Annotated in this window: 19 protein-coding genes; 8 read left to right on the forward strand and 11 right to left on the reverse strand. The window is 68.2% G+C overall.

Features of this window, described 5'->3' with window-relative positions:
- Nucleotides 1–50 precede the first annotated feature (50 nt).
- The 4 genes from ACSQ19_RS04970 (at nt 51) to ACSQ19_RS04985 (ending at nt 4,680) form a co-directional block, all read left to right on the forward strand.
- Nucleotides 51–1,295 carry an efflux RND transporter periplasmic adaptor subunit gene (locus tag ACSQ19_RS04970; protein WP_436000418.1) on the forward strand — a complete coding sequence of 415 codons (1,245 nt, stop codon included), beginning with the start codon at nt 51–53 and terminating at the stop codon, nt 1,293–1,295.
- Between the two features lie 195 nt (nt 1,296–1,490).
- The gene (locus tag ACSQ19_RS04975) at nt 1,491–2,183 is read left to right on the forward strand and encodes an ABC transporter ATP-binding protein (RefSeq protein ID WP_299347074.1); all 693 of its coding nucleotides are present in this window, start codon (nt 1,491–1,493) and stop codon (nt 2,181–2,183) included.
- A gap of 12 nt (nt 2,184–2,195) precedes the next feature.
- Complete coding sequence (locus ACSQ19_RS04980) at nt 2,196–3,356, forward strand: ABC transporter permease (RefSeq protein ID WP_296282793.1); 1,161 nt, start codon at nt 2,196–2,198, stop codon at nt 3,354–3,356.
- 13 nt (nt 3,357–3,369) lie between these two features.
- Nucleotides 3,370–4,680 carry an ABC transporter permease gene (locus tag ACSQ19_RS04985; protein ID WP_299347076.1) on the forward strand — a complete coding sequence of 437 codons (1,311 nt, stop codon included), beginning with the start codon at nt 3,370–3,372 and terminating at the stop codon, nt 4,678–4,680.
- Between the two features lie 42 nt (nt 4,681–4,722).
- On the opposite strand, the gene ACSQ19_RS04990 is transcribed toward ACSQ19_RS04985, so the two are convergent.
- Complete coding sequence (locus ACSQ19_RS04990; protein WP_299347078.1) at nt 4,723–5,322, reverse strand: nucleotidyltransferase family protein; 600 nt, start codon at nt 5,320–5,322, stop codon at nt 4,723–4,725.
- Nucleotides 5,319–6,278 carry an XdhC family protein gene (locus ACSQ19_RS04995; protein WP_299347080.1) on the reverse strand — a complete coding sequence of 320 codons (960 nt, stop codon included), beginning with the start codon at nt 6,276–6,278 and terminating at the stop codon, nt 5,319–5,321. Before ACSQ19_RS04995 ends, ACSQ19_RS04990 begins: the two co-directional genes overlap by 4 nt.
- Nucleotides 6,279–6,449: 171 nt before the next feature.
- Between ACSQ19_RS04995 and ACSQ19_RS05000 the strand changes: the two genes are divergently transcribed.
- From ACSQ19_RS05000 to ACSQ19_RS05010, 3 genes are all read left to right on the forward strand, one after another.
- A complete protein-coding gene (locus tag ACSQ19_RS05000; RefSeq protein ID WP_299347082.1) occupies nt 6,450–6,908 on the forward strand; it encodes a (2Fe-2S)-binding protein in 459 nt (152 codons plus the stop codon).
- 63 nt (nt 6,909–6,971) lie between these two features.
- Complete coding sequence (locus ACSQ19_RS05005) at nt 6,972–9,164, forward strand: xanthine dehydrogenase family protein molybdopterin-binding subunit (RefSeq protein WP_299347083.1); 2,193 nt, start codon at nt 6,972–6,974, stop codon at nt 9,162–9,164.
- Between the two features lie 8 nt (nt 9,165–9,172).
- Nucleotides 9,173–9,760 carry a hypothetical protein gene (locus tag ACSQ19_RS05010; protein ID WP_299347084.1) on the forward strand — a complete coding sequence of 196 codons (588 nt, stop codon included), beginning with the start codon at nt 9,173–9,175 and terminating at the stop codon, nt 9,758–9,760.
- A 1-nt stretch (nt 9,761) separates the two neighbouring features.
- Here ACSQ19_RS05010 and rarD read toward each other — a convergent pair whose 3' ends face one another.
- The 9 genes from rarD to ACSQ19_RS05055 all read right to left on the reverse strand — a co-directional run bounded on the left by rarD (nt 9,762) and on the right by ACSQ19_RS05055 (nt 22,429).
- Nucleotides 9,762–10,682, reverse strand: a complete 921-nt coding sequence (rarD, locus tag ACSQ19_RS05015) for an EamA family transporter RarD (protein WP_299347085.1) — start codon at nt 10,680–10,682, stop codon at nt 9,762–9,764.
- Nucleotides 10,679–11,587, reverse strand: a complete 909-nt coding sequence (gene yedA, locus ACSQ19_RS05020; protein WP_299347087.1) for a drug/metabolite exporter YedA — start codon at nt 11,585–11,587, stop codon at nt 10,679–10,681. The genes rarD and yedA overlap by 4 nt, the downstream gene beginning before the upstream one ends.
- A 262-nt stretch (nt 11,588–11,849) precedes the next feature.
- Nucleotides 11,850–12,707 (reverse strand): bifunctional transcriptional activator/DNA repair enzyme AdaA, encoded by an 858-nt coding sequence (locus ACSQ19_RS05025; protein ID WP_299347088.1) that lies wholly within the window; start codon nt 12,705–12,707, stop codon nt 11,850–11,852.
- A 137-nt stretch (nt 12,708–12,844) separates the two neighbouring features.
- Nucleotides 12,845–15,025, reverse strand: a complete 2,181-nt coding sequence (locus tag ACSQ19_RS05030; RefSeq protein ID WP_299347090.1) for a carboxy terminal-processing peptidase — start codon at nt 15,023–15,025, stop codon at nt 12,845–12,847.
- A gap of 205 nt (nt 15,026–15,230) precedes the next feature.
- Nucleotides 15,231–16,247, reverse strand: coding sequence for a lipoyl synthase (gene lipA, locus ACSQ19_RS05035; protein ID WP_299347092.1), 1,017 nt, complete (start codon nt 16,245–16,247; stop codon nt 15,231–15,233).
- 541 nt (nt 16,248–16,788) lie between these two features.
- Nucleotides 16,789–18,315 carry a carotenoid oxygenase family protein gene (locus ACSQ19_RS05040; protein WP_299347094.1) on the reverse strand — a complete coding sequence of 509 codons (1,527 nt, stop codon included), beginning with the start codon at nt 18,313–18,315 and terminating at the stop codon, nt 16,789–16,791.
- An 11-nt stretch (nt 18,316–18,326) separates the two neighbouring features.
- Nucleotides 18,327–18,755 (reverse strand): DUF2141 domain-containing protein, encoded by a 429-nt coding sequence (locus tag ACSQ19_RS05045; protein WP_299347095.1) that lies wholly within the window; start codon nt 18,753–18,755, stop codon nt 18,327–18,329.
- A 94-nt stretch (nt 18,756–18,849) separates the two neighbouring features.
- Complete coding sequence (locus ACSQ19_RS05050; RefSeq protein ID WP_299347097.1) at nt 18,850–21,213, reverse strand: putative bifunctional diguanylate cyclase/phosphodiesterase; 2,364 nt, start codon at nt 21,211–21,213, stop codon at nt 18,850–18,852.
- 142 nt (nt 21,214–21,355) lie between these two features.
- Nucleotides 21,356–22,429, reverse strand: coding sequence for a 3-deoxy-7-phosphoheptulonate synthase (locus ACSQ19_RS05055; protein WP_299347099.1), 1,074 nt, complete (start codon nt 22,427–22,429; stop codon nt 21,356–21,358).
- Between the two features lie 353 nt (nt 22,430–22,782).
- On the opposite strand from ACSQ19_RS05055, the gene ACSQ19_RS05060 reads away from it, so the two are divergent.
- On the forward strand, nt 22,783–24,096 hold the full coding sequence (locus ACSQ19_RS05060; RefSeq protein WP_299347101.1) for an aminotransferase class V-fold PLP-dependent enzyme: 1,314 nt from the start codon (nt 22,783–22,785) through the stop codon (nt 24,094–24,096).
- Nucleotides 24,097–24,134: the final 38 nt, after the last annotated feature.

Below are 24,134 nucleotides of genomic sequence, written 5' to 3' on the forward strand. Positions count from 1 at the left end.
TCCGTTACCCTTGCTGGTCACACTTCCCCGCATTCACCGTCTGGATACGCATGAATACCTCTGCCGACCTGCTGAAGGAACTCCGCATCGATCGCAAGGCGCCGCCGCCGGAGCCCCGGTCGCGCCGCGGCCTGTGGATCACGCTGGGCGTGGTCGTCGCGCTGCTGGTGCTCGCCGCCGCGGGCTGGGCCATGTTCGGCCGCGAGAAGCCGCTGGAAGTGCGCACCGCGTCCACCGTGGCACTGGGCAACAACGCCGCATCCGCCTCGGTGCTGGATGCATCGGGTTACGTCGTCGCGCGCCGCATGGCGACCGTCTCCGCCAAGGTCACCGGCAAGGTGCAGGAAGTCCTCATCGAGGAAGGCATGCGCGTGGAAGCGGGCCAGGTGCTGGCGCGACTGGAACCGATCGACGCCGATGCCGACCGCGCCCTGTCGCAGAGCCAGTTGCAGGCCGCGCGCAGCCAGACCGGCGGCGTGCAGGCGCAGCTGGTCGAAGCGGAAGCGAACGCGCGCCGCCTCTCGTCGCTCGTCGCCCAGCAACTCGTGTCGAAGGCGCAGTACGACCAGGCCGTCGCGCAGCGCGACCTGCTGCGCGCGCAGCTGCTGACCGCGCAGCGCAACGAACGCACGGCCGCCGACCGGCTGAAGATCGCCGACATCGGCCTGGACAACACCATCGTGCGCGCGCCGTTCGCCGGCGTGGTGATCGCCAAGGCCGCGCAGCCGGGCGAAATTGTCTCGCCGCTGTCGGCGGGCGGCGGCTTCACGCGCACTGGCATCGGCACCATCGTCGACATGGAGTCGCTGGAAGTGGAAGTGGAGGTCAACGAGTCCTTCATCGGCCGCGTGCAGCCGAAGATGCCGATCCAGGCCACGTTGAACGCCTACCCGGACTGGCAGATTCCCGGCGAAGTGATCGCCATCATTCCCACCGCCGACCGCAGCAAGGCGACGGTCAAGGTGCGCGTGGCGCTGAGCGTGAAGGACCCGCGCATCGTGCCGGACATGGGCGTGCGCGTGAGTTTCCTGGAAGCCGCCAAACCCCAGCAGGCCGAACAGCCCAAGGGCGTGCGCGTTCCCGGCGCCGCCGTGGTCGAGCGCGAGGGCGCACAGGTGACCTTCGTGGTCGGCGACGACGACACCGTGCAGCAGCGCAGCCTGAAGGTCGCCGGCAAGCTGGGCGACGACGTCCACGTCACCGACGGACTGCAGGCTGGCGAGACCATCGTGCTGGACCCGCCTGCCGAACTGAAGGACGGCGCCAAGGTCGTGCTGGCCGAAGACGCCAAATAGACGATCCGCTGCGTGAGGATCTTCCTCTCGCGGCGAATCACCGGAGTATCCGCGCCGACCCAACGGCGCGTGTCGATCCCGGACGACGCCATCCGTCGTCCTGACGGACGGACCGTGTCCATCGAGGACCGGATCCGCCCTGTTCGAACCGCAGCATCGCCGTTCGCCTTCCCGCCTCCAACAAGGACCTTGCCGATGTCTTCCCTGGTTTCCATCCGCAACCTCACCAAGACCTACCAGCGGGGCCCCGAGAAGGTGCAGGTGCTGCACGGCATCGACCTGGACATTCCGCACGGCGACTTCGTCGCGCTGATGGGTCCGTCCGGTTCGGGCAAGACCACGCTGCTCAACCTGATCGGCGGTCTGGACACGCCCAGCGGCGGCGAGATCGAGATCGAAGGCCAGCGCATCGACCGCATGAACGACGGACAGCTCGCGCACTGGCGCAGCTCGCATGTCGGCTTCGTCTTCCAGTTCTACAACCTGATGCCGACGCTCACCGCGCAGCGCAACGTGGAGTTGCCGCTGCTGCTGACCAAGCTGGGCGGGGCGCTACGCAAGCGCAATGCGGAGATCGCACTGCAACTTGTCGGCCTGGCCGACCGCAAGTCGCACCGCCCGAACGAGCTCTCCGGTGGCCAGCAGCAGCGCGTGGCCATCGCGCGCGCCATTGTGTCCGATCCGACCTTCCTGATCTGCGACGAACCCACGGGCGACCTCGACCGCCAGTCGGCCGAGGACATTCTCAACCTGCTGCAGATGCTCAACCGCGAACACGGCAAGACCATCATCATGGTCACGCACGATCCGAAGGCGGCCGAGTACGCCACCCACACCATCCACCTGGACAAGGGCGAGCTGGCCGACGCTCCGGCCGGCGCGCACTGACCGGAGGCGGCCATGAAATATTTCTCGCTGATATGGTCGGCGCTGTTCCGCAGCAAGACGCGGACACTGCTGACCCTGCTCTCGGTGGTCGCGGCGTTCCTCCTGTTCGGCCTGCTGGATTCGGTGCGCGTGGCGTTCAACTCCGGCGGCAGCGTGGCCGGTGCGGATCGCCTGGTCGTCGCCTCGCGGCTGTCGATCACGCAGATGCTGCCGTACAGCCTGTCGGCCCGCATCGACGCCACGCCGGGCGTGAAGAAGAGCGCCTACGCGGCGTGGTTCGGCGGCATCTACAAGGACCCGAAGAACTTCTTCCCGAACTTCTCGGTCGGCCCCGGCTACCTGGACATGTATCCGGAATACATCATCGACCCGGCGCAGGTGAAAGCCTGGGAAGCCGACCGCACCGGTGCCATCGTGGGCGAGAACCTCGCCAAGCGCTTCGGATGGAAGGTCGGCGACACCATCCCGCTGCAGGCGACGATCTTCCCGCAGAAGGACGGCAGCAACGCGTGGCCGCTGACGTTGCGCGGCACGTTCAAGCTCGCCGACAGCAAGCGCAAGGGCGAAGAGAACCAGTTGCTGTTCCACTGGAAGTACTTCGATGAGGCCAACCAGTACGTCAAGGGCCAGATCGGCTGGTACATGGTGAAGCTGGACAACGTGAACCACGCGACGCGCGTGGCCAATGCGATCGATGCCATCTCGGCCAATTCGGCGCACGAGACCAAGACGCAGACCGAGCAGGCCTTCAACCAGTCCTTCGCCAAGCAGTTCGCCGACATCGGACTGATCGTCACCGCGATCATGGCGGCGGTGTTCTTCACCCTGCTGCTGCTGACCGGCAACACGATGGCGCAGGCGGTGCGCGAACGCGTCCCGGAGCTGGCCGTGCTGAAGACACTGGGCTTCACCAACGGCACCGTGCTGGTACTGGTGCTGGTGGAGTCGGTCCTGCTGATCGTGCTGGGCGGCGTGCTGGGCATGGCGATCGCCTCGGCGCTGATCCCGGTGGTCAGCGGTGCCAGCAACGGCATGATCGCGCTGCCCACCATCCCGGCCCAGACCTGGGCCGTCGGCCTGGGGCTGATGGTCGCGATCGGGCTCATCGTCGGCGCCTTGCCCGCGACGCGTGCGATGCGTTTGAAGATCGTCGATGCACTGGCCGGCCGCTGACAGGAGACATGACATGAAGAAGCAATGGTTGGGCAACCTCATCTCCATCGTGGCGCTGGTCGTCGGCCTGGGCGTGTGGGTCGTGCTGCCGTGGTTCGCGGTGCTCGGCATCGCCGTGGCGCTGGTACTGTGGCTGTTTCTCACCCGCAGCGGACGGCTGTCGCTGGAGGCCGCGAAGATCGGCATCGCCAGCCTGCCGCAGCGCTGGGGCGCGTCCTCGGTGATCGTGGTCGGCATTGCCGGCGTGGTGGGCGTGCTGGTGGCGATGTTGGCGATGGGCGAAGGCTTTTCGGCCACGCTGAAGCAGACCGGCGGCGAGGACACCGCCATCGTGCTGCGGGGCGGGTCGCAGGCGGAGACCAACTCGGTCATCAGTCGCGACCAGGTGCCGCTGATCTCCACGCTGGCCGGTGTCGCCAAGGGCAAGGACGGCCGTGCGCTGCTGTCGCCGGAACTGTCGCAGATCGTCAACCTGCCCACGGCGAGCACCGGCGAAGACGCCAACGCGCAGTTCCGTGGCGTCAGCGAGGCGGCGTGGTCGATACGTCCGCAGGTGAAGCTGGTCGAGGGCCGCAAGTTCAACGTCGGCGTGCGCGAGATCGTGGTCGGCCAGGGTGCGAAGGGCCAGTACCGCGGCCTCGACGTCGGCAAGACGCTGAAGCTGGGCAACCAGGAGTGGACGGTGGTCGGCGTGTTCGCCTCCGGCGACGCGCATGATTCGGAACTGTGGACCGATATCGACACACTGTCGTCGGCCTACGATCGCCGCGCCTACCAGTCGGTGACGGTGCGCACCGAAGGCAAGGCCGGCTTCGACCAGTTCAAGCAGGCCATGGAGAACGACCCGCGCCTGAAACTGGATGTACTGACCACGCGCGACTACTACACCAAGCAATCCACCGGCCTGAACACGCTGATCAAGGTGCTCGGCACCGTCATCGGCACCATCATGGCCATCGGTGCCGTGTTCGGTGCGCTCAATACCATGTACGCCGCCGTCGCCGGTCGAGCGCGCGAAATCGCCACGATGCGTGCGATCGGCTTCCGTGGGCTGCCGGTGGTGATGGCGGTGATGCTGGAAACCATGCTGCTGGCGCTGCTCGGCGGCGTGCTGGGCGGACTGATCGCATGGGGAGTGTTCAACGGCTACAGCGTGGCCACGCTGGGCAGCAACTTCAGCCAGGTGGTGTTCCAGTTCAAGGTCACGCCGGAACTGCTGTGGAGTGGCCTGAAGTGGGCGCTCGGCATCGGTCTGGTCGGCGGGCTGTTTCCTGCACTGCGCGCGGCGCGACTGCCGATCACGCAGGCATTGCGCGCGATCTGAGGCGGGTGACGGGGCGCCGGCGCTGGCCGGCGCTCTCCGCCGTCAGGGATCAATCCATCCGCGCGACACGGCAGCAGCCAAGTCGGCCGGTGTATCCACATCGAGCAACAGATCCGGCGCATCGCACGCGATCACGCCCACGCCCGCCGCGTTCAGCACGTCGCGCAGTCCGCGATCGCCCTGCAGGCTCCTGGCGGCGCGCAGCATCGGGGCGGCGATGATCGCGGGGATGCCGACGCGATCGCCGAAGCGCGTCGCGGCCGATCCCGACGGCGCGCGATGCGAGGCTTCGCGCAGTGCATGGAGGTGCGCGAGTTCGAGTGCGGGCTGGTCGCATGTGAGGAACAGCGTCGCATGGGGATGCGCGGCAAGTGCATCCGCGGCCACGCGAACGCTCCTTGCCAGACCCTCGTCCCAGTGCGCATTGGCCACGCACGCCACCGGCAGGTCGCTGACGCACGCCGCGATGTCGCCGGCATGCGCACCGACGACGACCAGCACGCGCGAGGCGCCGGAGGCGAGCGCCAGTCGTGCCGCACGATGCACCAGCGTTTCACCCTCGCGCGTCAACAATTGCTTCGGCCGGCCCAGGCGCGCACTGCCTCCCGCGGCCAGCACGACCGCCGCATGCGGCGCGCTCATGCAGGCTCGCCGTGATGCCAGGCCTGCAACTGCGCAGCGATACTCAGGGCGATCGCTTCAGGCCCCTGCCCGCCCAGTTTCAATCCGATCGGCGACCGCAGGCGCGGCGCCAGCAGGGCGTGCAGATGTGCGGGAAGCACTCGCAGCAGATCCTCGCGCCGCCGGACCGGGCCCAGCAGGCCGATGAAGGGAATCCGGGTGCCGGCCAGCGCCGCCAGGGCTTCGCGGTCGTGTTCGAAATGATGGTGCATTACCAGCGCGGCATCGGGCGCGGGCTCCAGCGCGGCGAGCGCGTCGTCCGGCGACAGGATGTGCCACCTATCGGCGATCTCGTCGGCGGGAATCCAGCGCGCGCGGCGCTCCACTACGGTGACATGCCAGCCCAGCTGGCGCATCACCGTCACCAGCATGCGCGTTTCCGGGCCGGCGCCGAAGATCGCCACGCGTGGCGGGGGCGGCACGGTCACGTCGCCGGCGATGTCCGCATGCGCGGCAGGTGCCACGGGTAGCGTCCACCGCCGGTGTGTGTCGCCGGCCTGGGCCAGCACGTCGCCCTCGGCAGCAACACGCAGCGTCAGCGGGCCTGCGCCCTGCCACCACGCCTGCACCACCTGCGACCATCCCGGCAGGCGATCCAGCGGCAGCAGGGCCAGATGCAGGCGACCGCGACAGCCGACGGCCGACCCGGCGAAGAGGTCCTCGTCGTCGCGCGTGTCGATGTCCATCGCATCGAGATGGCCCTCGGCAACCGCATGGCGCGCACGACGCGCGATCTCCGGCTCCAGGCAGCCGCCGCTCAACCAGCCGGTCTGTGCATCGTCCGCAGCGAACGCGGCCATCGCACCCTGCCGCACGTAGGTCGAGCCTTCCGTGGCGATGACCACGACCAGCGCACTGCCGTCGCCGGCCTCGCTGGCGCGCGCGGATACTTCCAGAGGATGGCGATGGACCGACATGCTCACCACGATGGCGCAAGCACGGGGGCGAAGGCAACGGTCCGCGCGCCGGCAAGGGCATCGGGCAAGCATGCCGCAGGATCGTGCAAGCCGCCGCGCACGCTTTCACTGGCACGCTACGGAGGCACGGAGTATCGTCGCCGAGTCCCACGCCGCCGCCAGGGAGTGACCATGAAGTTGAACGTCAACGGGTCGGAGCGCGAAGTCGACGCCTCCGATGACATGCCGCTGCTCTGGGTCCTGCGCGACCTGATGGGCCTTACCGGCACCAAGTTCGGTTGCGGCATCGCGCAGTGCGGTGCCTGTACCGTGCACGTCGATGGCTCGCCCCTGCGCGCCTGCGTGACGCCCGCGTCGGCGGTCGCCGGCAAGAAGATCACCACCATCGAAGGGCTGTCGGCCGATGGATCCCACCCCGTGCAGAAGGCGTGGGCGGAACTCGACGTGGTGCAGTGCGGCTACTGCCAGTCCGGCCAGATCATGTCGGCGGCGGCGCTGCTCGCCGTGGTTCCCACGCCGACCGACAGCGACATCGACCACGCACTGTCCGGCAACCTCTGCCGCTGCGGCACCTACCAGCGCATCCGCGCCGCCGTGCACCGCGCCGCCGAGCTGGGCAAGGAAGCGTGACCCCATCCCGCCGCGGCAGGCGATGCCGTGGTCCCGATCCGATGTTCGACGGAGGTCGTGTCCGTGAACCTTGAACTGAAATCCTCGCGCCGCGGCTTCCTGCGCTCCACCGCGCTCGTCGGCGGCGGCCTGATCGTCGCCATTGCCGTGCCCGGCGCCCGCCGCTTCGCGTGGGCACAGGAAGCGCAACCCGCCGCCGCGGCCGCCTTCGCGCCGAACGCGTTCCTGCGCATCGCCGCGGATGATTCGATCACCGTGCTGCTCGCGCATGCCGAAATGGGCCAGGGCATCTGGACCACGCTGCCGATGCTGATCGCCGAAGAACTGGATGCCGACTGGTCGAAGATCCGCGTCGAACACGGTCCCGCCGACAAGGCCTACACCAGCCCGGTGTTCGGCATGCAGGGCACCGGCGGCTCGACCACGACGTGGTCCGAATTCGACCGCTACCGCCAGGCCGGCGCCGTCGCGCGCACCCTGTTGCTGCAGGCCGCAGCGGCACGCCTCGACGTGCCGCTCACCGACCTGCGCACCGAGAATGGCGCAGTGGTCTCGGGCACGCAGCGGCTGCGCTACGGCGAACTCGCCGATGCCGCCGGCAAACTGCCACCGCCCGACCCGAAGACGCTGACGCTGCGCGACCCCAAGGACTGGAAGCTGATCGGCAAGGCGACCAAGCGCCTGGATACGCCGGAGAAGATCACCGGCAAGGCCGTGTTCGGCATGGACGTCCAGTTCGAAGGCATGCTGACGGCGGTCGTGCTGCGCTCGCCGGTGTTCGGCGGCCAGGTGAAGTCGTTCGACGCCACCGCGGCGCGTGCCGTGCCCGGCGTGCGCGACGTGGTGCAGGTGCCCAGCGGCGTGGCCGTGGTCGCCGAGCATTTCTGGGCAGCCAAGCTCGGCCGCGATGCGCTGCAGGTGGTGTGGGAGGCCGGCGAAGGCGCCAAGCTCGACAGCGCCACGCTGCGCCAGCAGTTCTCGCAACTGGCGACCGAGGACGGCCCGACCGCCGTACGCGCGGGCGATGTCGTGGCCGGCCTCGGCAAGGCCGCCAAGACCGTCGAGGCCGAATATGCCGTTCCATACCTCGCGCACGCGGCGATGGAACCGCTGAACTGCACCGTCAAGATCGGCGACGACGGGTGCGACATCTGGTGCGGCACGCAGTTCCCCACGCTGGACCAGAACAGCACCGCGAAGATCCTCGGCATGCCGCCGGAGAAGATCCGCATCCACACGCCGTTCCTCGGCGGCGGTTTCGGTCGACGCGCCACGCCGGACTCGGACGTCGTGTCGGAAGCCGTGCACGTGGCCAGGGCCGCGAAGGCGCCGGTCAAGACGGTATGGACGCGCGAGGACGATACGCGCGGCGGCTACTACCGCTCGGCGTTCGTCGAGAAGATCAAGGTCGGCCTGGGCGAAGACGGCCTGCCGACGGCGTGGCACCAGGTGATGGTGGGCCAGTCGATCATGGCCGGCACGTTCATGGAAGCCATGATGGTCAAGGACGGCATCGACGCCACCTCGACCGAAGGCGTGGCGAACTCGCCTTATGTGCTGGGCACGCCGGCGCACCGTGTCGACCTGCATTCGCCCAGGACCGGCATTCCCGTGTTGTGGTGGCGCTCGGTGGGGCACAGCGTCAACGGTTTCGTGATGGAGAGCTTCGTCGACGAACTGGCGCATGCCGCCGGCAAGGATCCCGTCGAGTACCGCCGCGCGCTGCTGAAGGACCATCCACGTCATCTTGCGGCGCTGAACCTGGCCGCCGAGAAGGCCGGCTGGTCCTCGCCCGCCGCGCAGGGACGCGGACGCGGCGTCGCCGTGCACGAGTCCTTCGGCAGCTACGTCGCGCAGGTCGCCGAAGTCTCCGTCGAGGACGGCCAGGTCCGCGTGCACCGCGTGGTCTGCGCGATCGATTGCGGCGTGGCGGTGAATCCCGGCGCCGTCGCGGCGCAGATGGAATCCGGCATCGTCTTCGGCCTGGGTGCGGCGCTGCATGGCGCGCTGACGTTGAAGGAGGGCCAGGTGCGGGAATCGAACTACCACGACTACCGGGTGTTGCGCCTGCACGAAATGCCGAAGGTCGAAGTCCACATCGTGCCGAGCACCGACAAGATGGGCGGCGTGGGCGAGCCCGGCACGCCGCCGATCGCGCCGGCCGTGGCCAACGCCGTGTTCGCGCTCACCGGTCAACGGTTGCGCGAGTTGCCGCTGCGCCTGCCGACGCCCGCCTCCTCCACGCCCACTGCCTGAGGCCTGCCATGCGCATCCTGATGATGTCGTTGACCGTCCTTTTGCTCGTCGCGTGCAAGCCGCGTGTCAGCGAGGAACAGAAGGCACAGGCGCTGACCGCCTTCGCTACCGTGGAAAAGGTGTTCCAGCACCCCCGTTGCAGCAACTGCCATATCCCGGGCGATGCGCCCCTGCAGTTCGATACGCAGACGCCGCATGCGATGAACGTCGCACGCGGACCGGAGGGCAAGGGCGCGCCCGGCCTGCCGTGCTCGACCTGCCATGCGGAACAGAACGCACCGGCGAGCTACGGCCCGCACGCACCGCCGGGGGCGCCGCACTGGCAGCTGCCGCCGCCCGACCACAAGATGGCGTGGATCGGCCTGCCGGCCGACCAGCTGTGCGCGATGATCCAGGACAAGAAGCGCAACGGTGGCCGCGACTTCGATGCGCTGGTCAAGCACGTGGCGGAAGACAAGCTGGTGTTGTGGGGCTGGAATCCCGGCGGCGAGCGCGCGCCGGTGCCGGTGCCGCACGATCAGTTCGTCGCCGCGTTCAAGACGTGGACGGCCGCAGGGGGTCCTTGCCCGGCGCCTGCGGCGAGGACGCCCGGCTGAATCAACGCCCCGGTGCGGTCGCCACGACCGCATCGCGGCGACGTGCGCGCCACAGGCCATCGGTCGCGAAGATCAACAGTCCCGTCCAGATGGCCGCGAACCCGATCGCGCGTTCGATCCCGAAGGATTCTCGGAACACCAGCACGCCCAGCAGCAGCTGGATGCTCGGCGCGATGTACTGCAGCAGCCCCACCAGCGACAGCGGAATGCGCCGCACGCCGTAGGCGAAGCCGATCAGCGGTACCGCCGAAACCACGCCGCCGAACACCAGCAACAGGTCATTCTTCCAGCCGTAGCCGCTGACGAAACCGCCACCGTGCCCGGTCTCGCTCCAGACCACGTAAGCCAGCGCGGGCAGGAACAGGTACAGGCTTTCGACCCCCAGCCCGGCGACCGGATCGACCGCGACCAGCTTGCGAACCAGGCCATAAACGCCGAACGAGAACGCCAGCCCCAGCGCGATCCAGGGCGGCGCGCCGGCCTGCAGCGTCAGCCACGCGACGCCCAGCAGCGCGAAACCCACCGCGACCCATTGCGCCGGCGAGAGGCGTTCGCGCAGCACCAGCACGCCCAGCACCACGTTGATCAGTGGGTTGATGAAGTAGCCCAGGCTGGTTTCGACCACGTGGCCGGCGTTGACCGCCCAGATGTACAGGCCCCAGTTGAATGCGATCAGCAGGCTGCTGATGCCGAGCAACGGCACGGCGCGCGGCTGCGCGCGCACCTGCTGCCACCAGCGACGTCCGTTCTTCAGCAGCAGCCAGCCGAGCACCAGCACGGCGCTCCACACGATGCGGTGCGCGATGATCTGGAACGACGGCACTGCCTTCAACAGGTGCCAGTACAGTGGCACCACGCCCCAGATCAGGAACGTGCCGGCGGTGATCGCCAGGCCCTTGCGATCGATCGGCGCGGCGCTCATTTCGCCTGCCGCGCGCGCGCCAGCGTGATGACCACCACGCCGGCCAGGATCACCGCCATCGCGCCCAAGTCGTGCGCCGTGAACGTCTCGCCGGCGATGAACGCACCCAAGGCGACCGCGATCACCGGATTGACGTAGGCGTAGCTGCCCACCAGTACCGGGCGCGCATGGTGCAGCAGCCAGACGTACGCGGTGAACGCGACGATCGAACCGAACACCGCCAGATACGCGACCGCCAGGCCACCGCCGAGCGTCCAGTCCCCGGTATCGAAGCGCTCGCCGTGCAGCAGGCCTGCGGCCACCAGCATCACGCCTGCGGCGAGCATCTGCGCTGCGGCCGTCATGAACGGCGACGGCAGGTCGCGGCCGCGCGACCAGATGGAGCCGTAGGCCCAGGCGATCGGCGCGACCAGCAACAGCACCAGCCCCACCGGCGAACCGGTCAGCGAGCTGCCGGCGTTGAGCCACACGACGCCGGCGAATCCCACGACGATGCCCAGCCACTCGCCCTTCGTCGGATGCTGGCCGCGCATCGCGCCGAACAGGCCCATCCACAACGGCATCGACGCCACCGCCACGGCCGCCAGGCCGGACGACACGGTCTGCTCGGCCAGCACCACCATGCCGTTGCCCATCAACAGCAGCAGCGCACCCATCACCAGCAGGTTCTTCCATTGCGCGCGCGTCGGCGGCGCGACACCACGCCAGCGCAGGAACAGGAACATCACCATCCCGGCCGCGACGAAACGGCTGCCCGACACCATCAGCAGCGGCGGAAAGCCACCTTCCAGCGCGAAGCGGATGCCGAGGTAGGTCGAACCCCACACCACATAGACGATGGCCAGGGCGATAGCGACAGCAAGACCGCCACGCGCGGGCGCGGCGGCGGGAACGGACGAAGTCATGGGGGAACCATGGGAAATGCGGCGTGGTGCAATTCTAGGCCAGTCGCTGTCACGCAACAGGCCGAAAGCGCCCTCGGGTCGTTGAAACCTTTCCGGACTGCCTTGAATTCCGTTCAAGTCTCGACCCGGAAACCTGTAGAGCGCCCCATGGGCGCGATGCTCTTGTTTCGCCAATCATCAACAGCAAAGCATCGCGCCCAGGGGGCGCTCCTGCAGGACTTCCTTTCTTGCGGGCATCTCGCTGTGCGAGAAAATCGGTGGATCAGCCGCGCTCTCTCGCCAGCAACTCCTGCTTGCGTGGCAATCCCCAGCGATAGCCTCCCGGCGAACCGTCGCCGCGGATCACGCGATGGCACGGGACGACCACGGCGATGCGGTTGTGCGCGCAGGCGCTGGCTACCGCGCGTGCAGCACGCGGCGCGCCGAGCGATTGCGCCAGGCCGGCGTAGCTGACAGTGTCACCGGCCGGGATCTTCATCAGCGCCTCCCAGACGCGCTGCTGGAAGCCGGTACCGAGCAGATCCACCGGCACGTCCGCGTCGCCACCCGCCAACCGCTCCGCCACCGCGCGCAGGCGGGGCGCAAGAAAGTCGTCGCGGCCTGCTTCGACACGTTCGAGTTGCGCCAGCGCAAATTCTTCGCGCAGCCGCCGCTCCAGCGTCGCATCGTCGTCACCCAGTTCCACCGCGCAGATGCCACGCTCGGTGGCAGCCACCAGTGTGCGGCCAAGCACGGTATCGACCACGGTCCAGCGGATCGCCACGCCACGGCCTCCCGCACGGTATGTCGCGGGTGTCATGCCCAGTTTCGTCGCGCCCTGCTCGTACAGCCGCGAAGGCGAGCCATAACCGGCGTCGTACAGCGCAGAGGTTACGTCGCTGCCCATGCGCAACGCGTTCTTAAGCGTGCCGAGCTTCTTGCGCGCGAGGTACTCGGCGGGGCTCAGCCCGAAGCGCGCGCGAAAACGTCGCTGCAGATGGGACGCGCTGACGCCCGTGCGTGCCGCCAGTTCGGACAACGAGGGGTCGCCTTCGTCGAGCAGGCGGCGTGCCGCTTCGACAGGATCGGCGGCGGAGGCGGAGGAATCGGAGGAAAGCGGTCGGCGCGGCATCGTGTCCATGCGCCCAGACTAGGGCGCACGCGGCGGTCGGGCTATCCGGATCTTGCGCTGCGCGCGCCGTGCAGCCGGAGGAGCGGGAAGTGGCCAAATGCCTGACCGACCGGCATTCGACCTCACGTCCCCGCCTCGCTCCTGCCCTATTGCGCCCAGCGACCCGGACCCGGCGAATCGGGCAGCACCTGCGCCGACAGTTTGCGGTCCTGGCCCAGGACGCTGATCGCGTCCGAGAGGATGGCGGCGGATTCGCGCAGCAACGGATCCGGACGCTTGTCGGCCAGCTTCTCGCGCTGCGCGTCCTTCACGATGTCGCGCTCGGACGCACCGAGACCGTCGTCGGCCAGGTCCTCGGCCAGCGGGTCCAGCGCCAGGCCCAATGCCTTGCGTTCGGCCTGCCGCTGCTTGCGCTGCACGTCCTGGCGCTCGCGCTCGGCGCGGCGCTCGGCTTCATTGAGCGAGACGTACTTCTTGGCGGCCTCGGCACGGTACTGGGCCACGTCCTCGGACCACCACTGGAACTCCTTGTCCTTCGCCGAACGCGCAGCGTGCAAGGCCTCGAGACGCGGCAGCAGCGGCGCGAAGTTGCCGTACTGCGTGTGCGGGACGGCAGCGATGCGCGTCCACGGCAGCGCGTTGTCGTACGTGCTTTCGCCGTACTCGCTGGCGTCCACGCTCACGGGGAACGCGATGTCCGGGACGACGCCCTTGTGCTGCGTGCTGCCGCCGGCCACGCGGAAGAACTGCGCGATGGTCAGCTTCACCGAGCCGAAGCGCGGCGCTTCATTGGCGGGCCAGCGGTCCAGGTCGACCATGTTCTGCACGGTGCCCTTGCCGAAGCTGGTCTCGCCGATCACGAGGCCGCGCCCGTAGTCCTGGATGGCACCGGCGAAGATTTCCGATGCGGACGCGGAATAGCGATTGATCAGCACGGCCAGCGGACCGTCCCACGCGACACCGGTCTTGCGGTCGCTGTTGACGGTGACGCGGCCGCCGGACTCGCGCACCTGCACGACCGGGCCCTTGTCGATGAACAGGCCAGTGAGTTCCACCGCCTCGTCGAGCGAACCGCCGCCGTTGTTGCGCAGGTCCATCACCACGCCGTCCACGCCCTGCGTCTTGAACTGCGCGAGCAGCTTCGAGATATCGCGGGTCGCGGAGTTGAAATCGTTCGGGTTGCGCCGACGGCCTTCGAAATCCTGGTAGAACGCCGGCAGCTTGATCACGCCGATGCGGCGCGCGGGCTCGGTACCGTTGGCCGGCAGTACGATGGTCTCGGCCTTGGCTGCCTGCTCTTCCAGCTTGACCTTCTGCCGGGTGATGGTGACCTGCGCATGCTTGCCGTCAATGCCCGCTTCGGCTGGGATGTACTCGATGCGTACCTGCGTATCCTTCTTGCCGCGGATCTGAGCCACCACGTCGTCGATGCGCCAGCCGATCACGTCGGTCAACGGCCCCGACTTGCCCTGCCCGACCGCCACGATGCGGTCGCCGATCTTCAACTTGCCGCTCAGGTCGGCCGGGCCACCCGGCACGATCTCGCGGATCGCCACCAGGTCGTCCTGGCGCTGCAGCACCGCGCCGATGCCTTCCAGCGACAGCGACATGGACTGGTTGAAATTCTCGGCGGTGCGCGGCGTGAAGTAATCCGTATGCGGATCGATCGCGCTGGTGTACGCGTTGAGGAACGTCTGGAAGACATCCTCGGTCTTGAGTTCGTTGATGCTGCGCTGGAGGTTGGCGTAGCGCTTGTCCAGCGTCTTGCGGATGTCGTCGGGCTTCTTGCCGGCCAGCTTCAGCCGCAGCCAGTCGTTCATCACCGATTTCTTCCAGATCCCGTCCAGGGCCTTGCCATCGGCGGCCCACGGTGCGTCTTCGCGGTCGTATTCCCAGCGCTCGCTGCCGGTGAAGTCGAAGTCCTGCTTCAACAGGGCGCGGGCGAAGGCGACGCGCTGGCCCACGCGCTGCTTGTAGACGGTGAAGATCTCGTAGGCCGGCTCGAGGTCGCCGCTGCGGATGGCATCGTCCATCTTCGTCTTGTAGGGCGCGAAGCGTGCGATGTCGTCCGCCGTGAAGAACTGCTTGCCGCCATCGAGGGCTTCGAAATAGCGCTTGAACACTTCCTGCGACAGCGCATCGTCGAGCGGGCGCGGACGATAGGCGTAACGGCTGTCGGACAGCAGGCCGTACACCAGCTTCGACGTGCTGGCCTGGTCGGCGGTCGGCGCCACCGCGATCGCCCCCCCATCGCCGCGCGCGAGCAGCGCCAACGGGGTCGACAGAGCCAGGGCCAGCAGCAGGAGGGGGACTTTCTTCAGTGTCATTGCGTACTCATGGCCCCGGGGGCCCGTCAGGCGGAACGTAGGTCGGTTTCGACACGAAGACAGTGCACAAAGTTGCGCGCCTTGTCATCTGCCTTTCGGCAGCCTAAAGGCGGTGGCGTAGGAAAAGGTGAACCGCGCCCGTGCTCCGGTCGCCCACGATGCGGACAGGCTTCTCTGCGACGCGACGGCGACCGCGCCGGCGCGTTCAGCCCGCGTGCTGTGCGGTGAAGGCGGCCTGCGCCGCCTGCTGGTCGGCGTGATACGAGGAACGCACCAGCGGTCCTGACGCGACGTGGCTGAAGCCCAGCGCCTTGCCGTAGTCCTCGAGGGCCTTGAACTCCTCGGGCGTCCAGTAACGCAGCACCGGATGGTGGTGCGGCGTCGGCTGCAGGTACTGGCCGATCGTGACCATGTCGACGTCGTGCGCGCGCAGGTCGCGCAGCGTGCCCTGGACCTGCTCCATGGTCTCGCCCAGCCCCAGCATGATGCCGCTCTTGGTCGGCAGGTGCGGGTGCTGCTGCTTGAAGCGCTGCAGCAGGGTCAGCGACCACTGGTAGTCGGCGCCGGGGCGGACGTTCGGATACAGGTCCGGCACGGTTTCGATGTTGTGGTTGAACACGTCAGGCGGATTGACCGCCAGGATCTCCAGCGCGCGGTCCATGCGGCCCTTGCCGCGGAAGTCGGGGGTGAGGATCTCGATGCGCGTGGCGGGCGAATGCGCGCGGATGGCGGCAATGCAGTCGACGAAGTGCTGGGCACCGCCGTCGCGCAGGTCATCGCGGTCAACGCTGGTCACCACGACGTACTTCAGGCCCATGTCGGCGACCGTGTTGGCCAGGCTCAGCGGCTCGGACGCATCCGGCGGCTTGGGCCGGCCATGGGCGACATCGCAGAACGAGCAGCGCCGCGTGCATACCTCGCCTAGGATCATGAAGGTGGCGGTGCCGTGGCCGAAGCACTCGTGGATGTTCGGGCAGCTGGCCTCCTCGCACACCGTGACGAGGCGGTTTTCGCGCAGCTTGGCCTTGAGCTTGGCCACCGAACCATCGGACGGGATGCGCACGCGGATCCACGACGGCTTGCGCAACACGGGCGCATCGGCGAACTGCACCGGCGAACGCCCGATCTTGTCGTTGCCGAGTTGCTTGGCGCCCGTTTCCAGCGGTGCGGGAACGGAACTGACGACCTGGAGGGGAATCACGCGAGCGGGGGTATCGGCCATGAGGTCATTCTAGCCGCTTTCACCGGCCGGCCCCGGCCCGGCGCGAGCCTCTCGGCTACGGGAAAGGCGCTGGGCGACGCTGCCGGGTCAAGGGGCGCCGGGGGCTACGGCCGCGCAGCTCGGGACTCTCCTGGCCCTGGGTCCTGATGCCTGCGGCGCGGGAATAAAAAAGCCCGCAACGGCTAGGCCATTGCGGGCTTGCTCCCTCCCCCACGTCGGGATGCGGGGCCATCGTGAAGGGCGTGTTACGGGTGTTGCACGCTGCACTGCAAAACAGAACCCGCGGGTTCACCCTTTTGTGACGTGATGTCACATATATGAATGCGAGCAAAACCCTCGCTGTTGCGGCGTGTTACCGATATCAGACCAATTCTCAGGTGGGCAAAGAGAATTTCGGTTACGTTCTTCACTCCATTTACCTGAACAGGGCGCGCGGGTCGGGCGCGCGCGAATGCTGAGCGTGCGAGCCAGCGCCAGCCTGTGGTGCGTCGGGGTGCCCTTCCATCCGCACGCGACGCCGCCTCCGCGCCCGGCCCAAGGATCAAAGCGCTGCGGCGAAATGACCGTGGAAGCCGAGCGGCACCGTGTACGGCAGCCACGCCTGCGCCAGCGGACCGTCGTCGACCCGCCGCGCATTGAGTACAGCGATGCCGCTGCAGCCTTTCGCCGCGTCGAGCAGGGTGCCGACCAGCCAGCCGTCGTCGGGACGCGTGCTGCCGGGGCGCGGGACGAACAGGTGTTCTTCGACCAGCACGTCGCGACCGTAGTCGTGCATCTGGCGCCGGTCGCGCGCGAGATCGAACGCACCGATGCGGCTGAAGTACGGCGCGGTGGATCCGTCGGCATGGATCGGGGCATACAGACGCGCGGCGTCCCGCGAGGGTGTCCGCGGATCGAACACGGGGAACTCGATGCCCACGATGCCGGTGTCCTGCCAGTGCGCCTTGCCGGTGCGCAGGTCCAGCACCAGCTCGCGAAGCGGACCCTTGCCGCCGTGCGCATCGCCCCGTGCATTCCCGTTCATGGCGGCCTTCATGGGCGAGCGCGCTTCTTCCAGGTCGAGGTGCTGCACTGCGCGGACCGTGATGCGGCCCTTGTGTTCGCGCGCGTCGCCGAAATGGTAGATGGCGGCGAAGTCGGCCTCGAACCAGCGCGCCTGCGACGGCGTGGCCTTGTCGACGACGGCGATGCGCAGCGGCTGGTCGGGCCGGAAGCGCAGGCGCTCGAAGAACGCACCCTTGCCTTCGAGATACCGGAACGGGATGAGCGCGAACACTAGATGCTGATCGGTCATCGCGAAGCTGTGCAGGTAACCCGGCACCGGCGTCTCCAGCACATCGGCCGACGCCAGCGTCCCGTCGCGGCCGATGTGCCAGACCACCAGGCCGTTGCCGCCCATCATCGCGATGGAACCGAAGTTCCACGACGAGCCGTCGCGATCCTTCAGCGGATGGGCCGAGAACGGTATCGCCGCCAGGTCCGGGCGCCAGGTCACGGGGCCCAGCGTCGCCAGATCGTCCGGATCCAGTTCGAACGCCGATCCCGCTTCGGACAGCGCGAACAGGCGCCCATCGATCATCGTCACGGAGGTGTTGGCGGTGTTCGCATCGTCGTTGTTTCGGATCGGCTGCATGTCCGGGATGGACGTGCCCGCGACGGGATAGAGGAAGCGGCCTGCCTTCTGCTCGCGGGTGAACTTGGGCGTGGCGACCATGCGCGCATGGTGGCGCAACGTGCCGTCGCCGTCGAATCGCCAGCCGTGCACCATGCCGTCGCCATCGAACCAGTGTTCGTAGCGGAAGCCCGCGCGCTCGGTCCAGGCGGGTCCGTTGCGATACAGCGTGCCGGCGAAGCCCGCAGGCAGACGCCCCTCGATCTGCACGGTGGCAGGCCCGAGCGTTTCGGACTGCACGGAGGTCCACCCGGCCAGCCACGGCTGCTCGCGCAGGGCGGCGGCGAAGCGGGCAGGGTCGCCGGCGAAGGCTTCTTCGCCACGCAGGAACGCGGGCGCGATGGCCAGCGCTGTCGCGCCGGAAAGGAGGTTGCGCAGGAAACGGCGGCGATCCATGGCCTGGGTCCTCAGCGCAGCGCGATGTCGATGGCGGCGTCCTGCGCGCCGATGGCGATGCGCGCTTCGTCCCAGGTCGGCTTGCGCATCACGCGCGGGTTGTTGCTGAAGCCGTACGCTTCGACCGGCATGCCGATCATGTTGCTGTCGAGCTTGCCGTTGCCGTTTTCGTCGTGGGTCACCAGCACGGCGTAGGCGCCCGGCGCCAGGCCCTTGAACACGAACGTGGCGGTGTCGCCGCGCGGTGGCGCGCCGTCGGCCTGTACCGGCTTGGCCTGGCCATCCCAGCCGGCCTGGGAATCGACGACCGCCACCTTGATCACGCCCGTCTGCGCGCGCACGTCGCGCAGCACGACGGTCAGGTCGGCCGCATGCGCGGGCAGGACGGCGGCGACCAGCAGGGTGGACAGGCACAGCGTGCGACGGGCGATGCAGTTCATGGTGGGCTCCGGTAGCGAGGGGACGTGCGGCCAGTGTCGTCGTCGCCTAGCATGGAATCAGTTGCCAGCCGTCACCACCTGCACCTGCCGGAAGTCACTCCGCGGCAGCCTGCGGTACGGGCGGCCCTGCGACGATCGGACCAGGCGGTCCGAACAGGTATCCCTGGACCTGGGTGCATCCCAGCGCGCGCAGCAGCTCGAACTGCCGCAGTGTTTCCACGCCTTCCGCCGTCACGGTGAGCCGCATGGCGCCGGCCAGCTGGATCACCGACGCGATGATCGACGTGTTCATGTGGCGTGCGCCGTCCTTCAGCAGGGCGGCGGCGAACGATTTGTCCAGCTTGATGCTGTCGAACGGCAGCTCGCGCAGCTGCGCCATCGACGAGTAACCGACGCCGAAATCGTCGATGGCGATGCGGATGCCCGCTGCACGCAGCCGCTCGAGCACATGGCGTGCCGCGGCGGGGTCGCGCGCCAGCACCGATTCGGTGATCTCCAGCTCAAGCCGGCCAGGCGGCATGCCGACCCGGTGCAGGATGTCCAGCACCGACTCCACCAGCGTCGGAGACGCCAGCTGGACCGGGGAAACGTTGACCGCCAGCGTGGTGTCCGCGCTCCAGCACATCGCGTCGCGGCAGGCACGCTCGAGGACCCATAGACCGATCGGGAGGATCAGGCCGGATTCCTCCGCCGCCGGGATGAAGTCCATCGGGGCGATGCGCCCATGCAATGGGTGCCGCCAGCGCAACAGGGCCTCGTAGCCGCGGATGCGCTGGTCGTCGGCCGCCAGCACCGGCATGTAGTCCAGTTCGAGCTGGCCAGCATGTGCGGCCATCGCCAGGTCGCTGACCATGGCCAGCCGCTCCTGCAGCCGCTCGCTCATCCGCGGCGAATAGTGCCGCAGCATGTCGCGCCCCTCGCGCTTGGCCGCATACAGGGCGTTGTCCGCCTGGCGCAGCAGCTCCCCGCTGTCGGCCGCATCGGTCGGCTGCGAGGCGCCGATGCTGGCGCGCACGTCGACCCGGTAATCCGCGATCTGTTCCGGGATCCTGAGCATCTCGAGCACCGGCGACAGGCGCGCATGCACTTCGTCTTCCGCGCCCTGCACGGGCAGGCCGCGCAGGAGCATGGCGAACTCGTCCCCGCCCAGCCGCGCCAGCAGGTCGCCCTGACGGCACACCTGCCGCAGGCGCCCTGCCACGATGCACAGCACCTGGTCGCCCGTGGTGTGCCCGAGGCTGTCGTTGATCGTCTTGAAGTTGTCCAGGTCGATCATCGCGACGGCATGCGGTCCGCTGCGCTCCTTCTTCAGCGCCGCCAGGAACGCACGCCGGTTGGGCAGTCCTGTCAGCGGATCGTGGTGGGCGAGATGATGCAGGTGCCGTTCCCGCGCGAGCGACTCGGCTTCCCGCAGGCGGGCATCGGAAACGTCGCAGCCGACGCCGCGCCATCCCACCCACTCGCCATCGGGTGCGCACAAGGGTTTCGCGCTGAGCATCCAGCTGCGCGGCCGGCCCTCGATCTTGGCTTCCATCACTACCCCGGTGAACGCCGCCCCCGTTCGCAGGCGCGACCGCAGTGCGTCGGGACCGATGCTGTTTCCATCGCCCTGCACCGCCACCAGTCGCTGCTGCGCGAACAGGCCGTCGAGCCGCTGACCGACCAGCTCGGCCTGGCCCCGCCCCAGCAGGTGCACCAGGCGATGGCCCGCGCGGGTCAGGACACCGTCGCGGTCGCTTTCCCACAGCCAGTCGTTTGCCTTGCTTTCGAAGTCGCGCAGCAACAGGCCCACGATCTGCCCCTGCCGGTCCGCGGCCAGCTCGGCTTCCACGCGGCGCACGAACAGGTGCGAGGCGAACAGCAATGCGATCGACAGCATCACGGCGTAACAGCACAGCAGCGTGACCGTCGTGCCCTGCGCGAGGAAATCGAGCCGCACCACCATCAGGCAGGCCGACACGGTCAGGATCGACATCCAGGTGAAGGACACGATGGGCATGGTGATGCCCGCCAGCACGCCCGTCGCGATCAGCCCCGGCGTGTAGGCACTGAGCAGCAGGCGACTGCCGTCGCTGCCGGCGAGCGGCGCCCCCAGATAGATGCCCGACCCGCACGCCAGCGCACACAGCGCGCACCAGAGCACGCCCACGTGCAGGTCACGGTGTCGCAGTGATGCTTCGCCGGCACGCTGCGCACGTCGCGCGCAAACGACGGCATGCCAGCCCCACCCGAGATGGGTAGCGGTGAAGCATGCGAACCAGGGCCACGCGCCACGCGCATCGATGAAAGGCCACATGACCCACAGCACACCGCCTGCCGTGTAGAAGTTCGACGCCACGTACCAGGGCACGACGCGGAACAGCGCGCGCAGCCGCCGTCCCAGCAACACCCGGTTCGCTTCCTCGTCCGCACGGGGCAACGCCCAGCACAGCCGCAGCCTTTCCCATATGCCCCGCATGGCCTGTCTCCCTCAGGCGCTGCGTCCACAAACGTGAGAAAGTCACATTAATCAATGGCTTGCAGCGGGGATATTAGCGGCCCGCGTCAGGATCCGTGCAACCCGTCCACCCTGGCGCCGATCCTTGGCGCGCCGGGGCCTGTCATGCAGCGCGCGAGACGGCGTGCTCGCGGCGGAAGCGGACTGCGGCCGCCAGCCGCTCCAGGACGGCGACCGAGTCGTCCCATCCGAGGCAACCATCGGTGATGCTCTGTCCGTAACGCAGGGGTTGCTGTTCGACGAGCTCCTGGCGGCCACCGATCAGGTGGCTTTCCACCATCACGCCGACGATGCGCGCCTCGCCCTGCGCCATCTGGCGGGCAATGTCGTCGATCACCGCGGGCTGGTTGTCGGGATTCTTGCCGCTGTTCGCGTGGCTGGCATCGACCATCAGGCGTGTCGGCAGGCCAGCTTTCGCCAACACCTGGCTGGCCGCTTCGATGCTGGCCGCATCGTAGTTGGGCGTCTTGCCGCCGCGCAGGATCACGTGGCAATCCGGATTGCCCGCCGTCGCGGCGATGGCGGAACGTCCTTCTTTCGTCACCGCCAGGAAATGATGCGGATGCGACGCCGCCCCCACGGCATCCACGGCGATCTTCACGTTGCCGTCGGTGCCGTTCTTGAAACCGACCGGACACGACAGGCCGCTGGCCATCTCCCGGTGCACCTGGCTCTCGGTGGTACGCGCGCCGATCGCGCCCCACGCCACTAGGTCGCTGACGTATTGCGGCGAAATGGTGTCGAGATACTCGCAGCCCGCCGGCAGGCCAAGCGCATTGATGTCGCGCAGCAGGCGGCGCGCCAGGCGCAGGCCGCGGTTGATGTCGAAGCTGCCGTCCAGTGCAGGGTCGTTGATCAACCCCTTCCAGCCGACCGTGGTGCGCGGCTTTTCGAAGTACACGCGCATGACGATTTCCAAGTCGTCCGCCAGCGCATCGCGCAGGGGTTTCAACCGTTGCGCGTAGTCCATCGCGGAAGCGGGATCGTGGATGGAGCACGGACCGATCACGACGATCAGGCGGTCGTCGCGGCCATGCAGGATGTCGTGCAGCGCACTGCGCGCATCCGAGACGGTCTGCGAGACGGCATCGTCGCAGGGCAACTCGCCGATCACGGCGGCGGGTGTCACCAGCTCATCGAGTTTGCGGATGCGCAGGTCGTCGGTGTGGGGGGCCATGGGGGTTCTCCGGGTCAACAAAAAAGCCGCCAGGTTCGCTGGCGGCTTCAAGGGGATTCTTCTGGTGTCTACCTAGAATGAACGCAGCCCCGTCTCCGCCGTAGGTTCGCGGTAATACCAAAACCAGAAGCGGGCGCGGGTCGGGTTCATCGGAGAGTAGAGATATCACGCCTTTCGCGGACTGGCGAATGTTTCATCTGCAACCTGGAATGGCACGTCCATCGTCCCCCGCATGCGCAGAGGGAACATCGTGAAACGCTTGTCACGCGCGCCGCCCAGCGGTGGCCGAGTGCGGCACACGATCGCGTTGGCCCGGTTGTCGCATCCCGCGACGCCACCGGTCCCGGTGCACCATGGCCCTGTCCCGCCGACACCTGCTCGCGGCGCCCGCCGCGTTCGCCGCCACCACGCTGCTGCCCGGTCCTGCGCTGGCCGCGCTGGCCGCGCAGACGCCCGCCCTGCCCGACCTGTCCGACTGGGAGGCCGTGCGCGCGCAGTTCGCGCTGGATCCGGCCTACCTGCATTTCGCGTCGTTCTTCATCGCCAGCCATCCCACGCCGGTGCGCGACGCGCTGGAGGGCTACCGGCGCGCCATCGACGCCAACCCGTTCCTGTTCGTGGAGCGCGCGATGTTCGAAGACGATGCCCACAACCTGCCGCTGCAGGTCTGTACGGAAGTGGCGGAGTACCTGGGCGGGCGCGGCGACGAGGTATGCCTGGCGCGCAGTACGACCGAAGGACTGGCGCTGGTCTATCACGGGCTGCCGCTTCAACCCGGCGACGAGGTCTTGACCACGGTGCACGACCACTATTCGCACCACGAGTCGATCCGGCTGGCGACGACGCGCGCGAATGCGACGATGCGGAAGGCCACGCTCTTCAAGCAGGCACGCGATGCCAGCGTCGACGAAATCGTCGGCAACCTGAAGGCCGCCATGCGCCCGCAGACGAAGGTGGTGGGCGTGACGTGGGTGCACTCCAGCACCGGCATCCGCCTGCCGATCCGCGATATCGCCACGATGCTGCGCAGCCTACCCGACCCGCCCCTGCTGGTCGTCGATGGCGTGCACGGGCTCGGCGCAGTCGACGATACCGTCGCCACGATGGGAGCGGACTATTTCTGCGCCGGCACGCACAAGTGGATGTTCGCGCCGCGCGGCACCGCGCTGGTGTGGGCGAATGCGGCGAACTGGGGCCGCCTGCGGCCCCTGGTGCCCAATTTCACCGAGATCGAAAGCTACAACGCGTGGACCGAAGATCGCCCGCCGGCTGGACCCGCGAATGCCGCACGGATGACGCCCGGCGGTTTCCACGCCTTCGAGCACCAATGGGCAATGGCAGCCGCCTTCCGCATGCACCGGCAGATGCAGCGACCGCGCGTCGCCGCCCGCATCGCCGCGATGAACGACCAGCTCAAGCAGGGATTGGCTGGCCTGCCGAAGGTGAAGATGCACACCCCGCGCGCTGCGGCGCTGTCGGCAGGCCTGGTCGCCTTCGAGATCGACGGCATGGCGCCGACCGAGGCGGTGAAGCAGTTGCTCGCGCGCCGCATCATCGCCAGCACCAGTCCCTATGCCGTCACCTACGCACGCCTTGCACCCAGTCTGGTCAACACGCCGGACGAAGTGGATGCAGCCTTGCGTGCGGTGCGCGCCCTCGCGGCCTGACCGGCAAACAAAAAAACCCCGCCTCGCGGCGGGGTTTT

The organism is Pseudoxanthomonas sp. LjRoot127 (assembly GCF_964253495.1).
Taxonomy (GTDB): domain Bacteria; phylum Pseudomonadota; class Gammaproteobacteria; order Xanthomonadales; family Xanthomonadaceae; genus Pseudoxanthomonas_A.

Bases quoted from the DNA above. Each gene is read 5' to 3' on its own strand.
- ACSQ19_RS04970 (WP_436000418.1), top strand. From the start codon at position 51: ATGAATACCTCTGCCGACCTGCTGAAGGAACTCCGCATCGATCGCAAG.
- ACSQ19_RS04975 (WP_299347074.1), top strand. From the start codon at position 1,491: ATGTCTTCCCTGGTTTCCATCCGCAACCTCACCAAGACCTACCAGCGG.
- ACSQ19_RS04980 (WP_296282793.1), top strand. From the start codon at position 2,196: ATGAAATATTTCTCGCTGATATGGTCGGCGCTGTTCCGCAGCAAGACG.
- ACSQ19_RS04985 (WP_299347076.1), top strand. From the start codon at position 3,370: ATGAAGAAGCAATGGTTGGGCAACCTCATCTCCATCGTGGCGCTGGTC.
- ACSQ19_RS04990 (WP_299347078.1), bottom strand. From the start codon at position 5,322: ATGAGCGCGCCGCATGCGGCGGTCGTGCTGGCCGCGGGAGGCAGTGCG.
- ACSQ19_RS04995 (WP_299347080.1), bottom strand. From the start codon at position 6,278: ATGTCGGTCCATCGCCATCCTCTGGAAGTATCCGCGCGCGCCAGCGAG.
- ACSQ19_RS05000 (WP_299347082.1), top strand. From the start codon at position 6,450: ATGAAGTTGAACGTCAACGGGTCGGAGCGCGAAGTCGACGCCTCCGAT.
- ACSQ19_RS05010 (WP_299347084.1), top strand. From the start codon at position 9,173: ATGCGCATCCTGATGATGTCGTTGACCGTCCTTTTGCTCGTCGCGTGC.
- rarD (WP_299347085.1), bottom strand. From the start codon at position 10,682: ATGAGCGCCGCGCCGATCGATCGCAAGGGCCTGGCGATCACCGCCGGC.
- yedA (WP_299347087.1), bottom strand. From the start codon at position 11,587: ATGACTTCGTCCGTTCCCGCCGCCGCGCCCGCGCGTGGCGGTCTTGCT.
- ACSQ19_RS05025 (WP_299347088.1), bottom strand. From the start codon at position 12,707: ATGGACACGATGCCGCGCCGACCGCTTTCCTCCGATTCCTCCGCCTCC.
- ACSQ19_RS05030 (WP_299347090.1), bottom strand. From the start codon at position 15,025: ATGACACTGAAGAAAGTCCCCCTCCTGCTGCTGGCCCTGGCTCTGTCG.
- lipA (WP_299347092.1), bottom strand. From the start codon at position 16,247: ATGGCCGATACCCCCGCTCGCGTGATTCCCCTCCAGGTCGTCAGTTCC.
- ACSQ19_RS05040 (WP_299347094.1), bottom strand. From the start codon at position 18,315: ATGGATCGCCGCCGTTTCCTGCGCAACCTCCTTTCCGGCGCGACAGCG.
- ACSQ19_RS05045 (WP_299347095.1), bottom strand. From the start codon at position 18,755: ATGAACTGCATCGCCCGTCGCACGCTGTGCCTGTCCACCCTGCTGGTC.
- ACSQ19_RS05050 (WP_299347097.1), bottom strand. From the start codon at position 21,213: ATGCGGGGCATATGGGAAAGGCTGCGGCTGTGCTGGGCGTTGCCCCGT.
- ACSQ19_RS05055 (WP_299347099.1), bottom strand. From the start codon at position 22,429: ATGGCCCCCCACACCGACGACCTGCGCATCCGCAAACTCGATGAGCTG.
- ACSQ19_RS05060 (WP_299347101.1), top strand. From the start codon at position 22,783: ATGGCCCTGTCCCGCCGACACCTGCTCGCGGCGCCCGCCGCGTTCGCC.